Below are 5336 nucleotides of genomic sequence, written 5' to 3'. Positions count from 1 at the left end.
ACCTTGTCTTTCAAACAGAGGACGTCCGAGCATTTTTTCCAACTGAGCTAAAGACATGCTCGTTGCTGATTGAGTGAGCGCCAGTTTATCCGCAGCCTGACTGACACTGCCACAATCGGCAACTGCATCAAATACTGCTAATTGCTTTAATGAATACCGCACTGCCTATCCTATTCTTTTCATTCACTGTTTTGCTCCAGATGAGCAAACGGTTTCATTTTACGCTTCATCCCTACCATATCAATAGAATTGATATGGTTTTTAAAAATTATCAATTTTACCTTTTCTCTTTTGCCCCTCTAATCTGATGGCGTAGCAACGCATAAGGTGTTGTGTACTAAACGGAGGTAAACATGAAATTGAGTTTGGGGAGCGAATATGTCTGCAGCCTACTCTAAAAATCAAAACTGCTTTTCACCCACTGAAATGATGGCGGAAGCAGAAAAGTTCGCACTGAGTAAAGCGAAAAAAACCAGCGGTATGATCTTAGGTCTTTCGGTTATGGCGGGCGCTTTTATCGGTTTGGCTTTTCTGTTCTACATTACCGTCACCACAGGCAGCGCTTCTGCCGGCTGGGGATTGAGCCGACTGGCGGGTGGTGTAGCGTTCAGTATGGGGCTGATTTTGATCGTCATCTGCGGTGGCGAGTTGTTCACAAGCTCTGTGCTATCTAGCATCTCATGGGCAAATCGCGAAATCAGTTTTGGAAAAATGCTCTCTATCTGGGGCAAGGTGTACGTCGGTAACTTTATCGGTGCCATTTTTCTACTGCTTTTGGTGACAGCGGCTGGCCTTTACCAGCTTGATGAAGGCCAATGGGGTTTAAATGCCCTCAATATTGCGCAGCACAAACTTCATCACACCACAGTACAAGCTTTTGCTTTAGGCATTCTATGTAACCTACTGGTTTGTTTGGCGATTTGGCTGACCTTCAGTTCAGCGAATGCTATGACTAAAGCGGCCATGACCATCATGCCTGTCGCGATGTTTGTTTCTAGCGGCTTTGAGCACTGTGTGGCCAATATGTTCATGGTTCCACTGGGCATTGTTATTCAAAACTTCGCACCAGACAGTTTCTGGCAACAAGTTGGTGTGACAGCCAGCCAATACAGCGATTTGAATGTCACTCAATTTATTACGGCTAACTTAATACCGGTCACGCTCGGCAACATTGTGGGTGGTGCCGTGCTGGTTGGCCTCGCCAACTGGAGCATTTACCGCCGCCCTCAGTTAAAAGCCGCCAATGTTGTCACGATTACGGAAACTCAAGCACTTACGTCAGTCAAGGAAACTCTTATGAAAAGCACAATTACAGTAAAAGATATGATGAACACTCAACCTATTACTCTCAGCGTTGATATGACCACTCCAGCCGCGATCGACACCCTGCTCGACCACCATTTGTCCGCCGCTCCAGTTGTCGATATGCAAGGTCGCTTGGTTGGCGTGCTATCTAGCCATGATGTAATGGTTGACCTTTGGTGCCAAGACTACTTGCCAAGCCAAGACCAAAAAGTGGTAGATCTGATGACTCGTGATGTGATTGCGATTGATATCAACGACAAGTTGGTGGATGTGGCGGAGTTCTTCTGTATCGATAAAGAGCAGCTATTCCCAACCACAAGCATGGGCATTGCCACTCGCTTCAACGCTCTGTCATTAGAAGAACGCGCGAAAAGTATGAAGGTAAACAAGCCACATATGCTGCCTGTTCTACACAATGGTCAGTTAGTGGGAGTACTGGAGCGTAATGATGTGCTTGAAGCGCTGCGCCCAATTTATGGTGAACGGGTAAGAATTGTCAAAGATAAAGCGTTGGCTCGCGCTTAACTCTCATTTTGGTTAGGAAATAAGTCGCTTAACCAAAAGCAAGCCCCCAAATTCTGGGGGCTTTTTCTACTCATCTGAGCCATGAATGAGTAAGGAATCAACATCGATTATTTTTGAACGCCTTCCACATGCAGTTCCATATCGACATAGCTAGAAGCACCCATCACTTGAATGCCGAAATCTTTCAGCTCAAGACGGGTAGTACCCGCAAAGCCAGCACGCTGACCACCCCATGGATCTTGCCCAGCGCCGATAAACTCAGCATTGATCACGATGGGTTTAGTTTGACCATGTAGAGTCAAGTCACCTTTCACTTCAAGCTGGCCATTGCCTTTATCAACCACTTCGGTGCTCTTGAAGGTCGCGGTCGAATATTTCGAAGCATCGATAAAATCTGCGCTGCGAATGTGCTTGTCACGCTCCGCATGATTTGAATCTAGGCTGCGTGTATCCACATTCACCACAACACTCGAAGCGGCAATGTTGGCAGGGTCGTAAGAAAACTCACCATCAAATTTATTGAAGCGTCCCTTAATGTAGCTATAACCCAAATGATTCACTTTGAAGTTGATTGAAGCATGCGCGCCTTTTGTATCAATCACATAGTCAGCGGCATTAGCTGCAAATGGGATAGACATGACTGCAGCAAGACCAACTGCCATTAGTGTTTTCTTCATTTTGATGCTCCTGTCAGCATTTTACGTAACGTGTTATCACGGTTAATAAAGTGGTGTTTAAGTGCGGCGACGGCATGCAGCCCCGCCAGTATGATTAAGCCCCAAGCCGTATAAAAATGGATGTTGCCTGCGATATCCGCTTGGTTTTCAAATAGAGCCCCCGCCCCAGGTACCGTAAACCAGTTGAACACCTCAATACCTCGACCATCTTCCGTTGAGATGAGATACCCAGAGACAAAAAGAACAAACAATCCAACGTACATCAAGTGATGAGCACTTTTAGCCGCTACGATTTCCCAGCGCGCGCCTTCAATTTTCGGAGATGAAGAAAGCGCTTTCCAAATCAGACGAAATAAAGTCAAACCTGCCAGTAATAAACCTACCGACTTATGCCAGTGTGGTGCTGTGCGGTACCATTCACTGTAGTAAGAGAGATCCATCATCCAAGTGCCAACGGCAAACATCCCGATAACGACCAAAGCAGAAATCCAATGGATACTGCGAGTGACCAAGTTATAGTGTTGGCTGTCTGAATTTTTCATTACGTCATTGCTCTTATCGTGTTTCAGTTACAGGGTTGTAGCTTATTGGTTAACAATTATTCTCGAAAGAGTATTTACCAATTTTTACGTTGCGCCTAGTCAATCCATCTGAAGAAGTACATCAAAAAATTAGAACGAACTTTGACAGAGTATAGACAACACTCGCCATTTATGGCTTTCACGCACCTTGAAAGAGTCATATCAGTCAAGAAGGTTCATGACTGACTTGTAACAAAAAGTGAATTTGGTAATTCATCGAACAGTACAAAGCTGACTAAAATTTACCCACCAGAAAAGCGCTAGAGATCAAGAAGTCACCGTTTCCTGCTAGTGACAAAGTGTAACTGTGATAATCTTGTTTAGCTTTTGTAAGGGAGAACAACATCTTGCTACTGGATATCGTCACGCAAAGTGTCAATGAGTTTCAGGTGGACTGCCTCAGATTATGTGAGAAGCATTATCCAACCATTCATAATCAAGGAATGAGTGAACACCATTTAGGGTTAGCTTTTGCAAGACGGCTTGCCAGAACGTTGAGTGAATTTGGTCATCCTTGCGAATACGCCCCCATCGAGTCGACCTATCAACGCGATTTACCTCATCATTTCAGAGTATCCAGTGACGCGGGTACGGTATGGATTTTGACTCATCATCTGATGAGTGCGGGTAAAGCTTGCCGAGTCAAGTTAATGCGTGACATTAGCCAGTGGAAACAAGAATACGCTTATGTGATTCAGCCCAATGATTTACTGCTGCTACTGAGCGATCACTGGATGGGACGCAGTCGAAAAAGTCGTGAACTGCTCCATTGGTGGACCGGACAACTGCCAGATGAGATGGAGGAATACCATGCTCAAGGGATCGGGTTACAGGAAAGTGATTCGCAATTAACCCAAACGTTGGAACATTACTATCAAATAAGTCCCTGTTTCATCAAATTCGGGCATCCACTAAAGCGTTCTAAAAATCAGCAGCTGGTTCGTAAATATGTACAACTTTACGCCGTGTTACAGTGGAGCTAATCGTTTGCTCGACGAATAATCTAGACGGAGTTCTATTTTTGCCCGCCACAAAAAGTGAGCTACGTCGATATTTGTAAAACCTTTTTACGCACACTCTACAATCAGATTTATTGAACACCGCAATATGACAGCTTGATGTATTTTATCTGCATATTTATGTGAGCCTCGTCATCCATCCATAAGATAATGTAATTTAAGGTGTTACTTAGGTAATGCCTACTTTTGATTGAGACTGAATAAAGCTTAATTTAGCTCAAAAATTCATTTTTATGACTCATGCTATCGTGTGACAGCAAGATTGACAGAATGAACGTTTCGCCAATAACATGGCGTGCGTCAAAAGTTTTACTTCAGGGAAACATCACGCTGTTTTTGTTCAAGGATGCTCAATTTGTATGGTTCTGACTGATAAACAACAATTTCTCGACTGCATCCATTACGATGAAGGCGGCGAGTATTACGCGAGATATAACGGATTAACCTTGCGCAGTGTCTTTCAACCCATTTTTGATAAGCAACATCAGGTTGTGGGTGCTGAAGCACTGGTTAGGATTTTTACCCAGCATCATACACAAATCCGGCCCGATCTGTTTTTCCATTCTGAAACCTTCGCGGATGATGACAAACTTAATGTGGAGCGCTTAAGCCGAGCCATTCATATTCGCAATTTCAGCCTTTCACCCTATCGTGATACCCGACTATTTCTCAATGTCTTACCCGTTGCCGGTGAGCAATTTGCTTACTGCGATATCAGCTCTACCTTGCTTGCCACACGACTGGCCGAGCTTAATATTCCACATCATCGCGTAGTGATGGAGTTGGTTGAAATTGAGTCCGGGGATGAAGGCATGCTGCAAATAGCCACCGAAAAACTCGTCGCCAATGGGTTTCAAATTGCGATTGATGACTTCGGCTGTAAAGCATCAACCCCAGAGCGGGTCGCCATGCTGCGCCCCAATATCATCAAACTGGATAGACAGTTACTGCTCGATTTTATGGCCGGTGATTGCTGTGGATTGCTGGCCGGTGTTCAGCTAGCGCAAAAAACGGGCGCACATACGGTTGTAGAAGGTATCGAAACGGCGGAGCAACTCGCTGCGATGCAAAAACTTGATATTAATATGTACCAAGGTTACTACCTCGCTTTACCAGAAGGGATTGCCCAAACCGCTAAAGTGGCAAATGCTAACTAAATACTCGTCAAGATAGGGGCATCAGCGGTAAGTAAAATTCCAGCGAATATCATCGCGGAATGTGTCTCTAAC

At 44.8% G+C, this 5336-nt stretch carries 6 protein-coding genes; 3 read left to right on the top strand and 3 right to left on the bottom strand.

Translation table 11 applies throughout. The features are described 5' to 3' along the window. Positions 1–162 (bottom strand): LysR family transcriptional regulator (locus GOU96_RS16700; RefSeq protein WP_324702030.1); only part of this gene is annotated, 162 nt, incomplete at its 3' end. Between the two features lie 216 nt (positions 163–378). Here GOU96_RS16700 and focA point away from each other — a divergent pair. Then, a complete protein-coding gene (focA, locus tag GOU96_RS16695) occupies positions 379–1830 on the top strand; it encodes a formate transporter FocA (protein WP_001961829.1) in 1452 nt (483 codons plus the stop codon). Between the two features lie 107 nt (positions 1831–1937). On the opposite strand, the gene GOU96_RS16690 is transcribed toward focA, so the two are convergent. Both GOU96_RS16690 and GOU96_RS16685 read right to left on the bottom strand, forming a co-directional pair. Further along, the gene (locus GOU96_RS16690) at positions 1938–2507 is read right to left on the bottom strand and encodes a YceI family protein (protein WP_000753204.1); all 570 of its coding nucleotides are present in this window, start codon (positions 2505–2507) and stop codon (positions 1938–1940) included. Beyond that, positions 2504–3049 carry a cytochrome b gene (locus tag GOU96_RS16685; protein ID WP_000797827.1) on the bottom strand — a complete coding sequence of 182 codons (546 nt, stop codon included), beginning with the start codon at positions 3047–3049 and terminating at the stop codon, positions 2504–2506. The genes GOU96_RS16690 and GOU96_RS16685 overlap by 4 nt, the downstream gene beginning before the upstream one ends. Positions 3050–3435: 386 nt before the next feature. Here GOU96_RS16685 and GOU96_RS16680 point away from each other — a divergent pair, with 386 nt between their 5' ends. Further along, positions 3436–4071 (top strand): hypothetical protein, encoded by a 636-nt coding sequence (locus GOU96_RS16680; protein WP_000923231.1) that lies wholly within the window; start codon positions 3436–3438, stop codon positions 4069–4071. A 395-nt stretch (positions 4072–4466) separates the two neighbouring features. Further along, entirely contained in the window at positions 4467–5264 is a 798-nt protein-coding gene (locus GOU96_RS16675; RefSeq protein ID WP_002045101.1) for an EAL domain-containing protein, read from the top strand. The last annotated feature ends 72 nt before the right edge of the window (positions 5265–5336 follow it).

Origin of the sequence: Vibrio sp. R-1, assembly GCF_035615595.1 — a bacterium.
Lineage (GTDB): Bacteria > Pseudomonadota > Gammaproteobacteria > Enterobacterales > Vibrionaceae > Vibrio > Vibrio cholerae.
This window is presented reverse-complemented; position numbering and strand designations above follow the sequence as displayed.

Excerpts from the sequence above, each read along its gene's own strand:
- focA (WP_001961829.1), top strand. The coding sequence starts at position 379 with ATGTCTGCAGCCTACTCTAAAAATCAAAACTGCTTTTCACCCACTGAA.
- GOU96_RS16675 (WP_002045101.1), top strand. The coding sequence starts at position 4,467 with ATGGTTCTGACTGATAAACAACAATTTCTCGACTGCATCCATTACGAT.
- GOU96_RS16685 (WP_000797827.1), bottom strand. The coding sequence starts at position 3,049 with ATGAAAAATTCAGACAGCCAACACTATAACTTGGTCACTCGCAGTATC.
- GOU96_RS16690 (WP_000753204.1), bottom strand. The coding sequence starts at position 2,507 with ATGAAGAAAACACTAATGGCAGTTGGTCTTGCTGCAGTCATGTCTATC.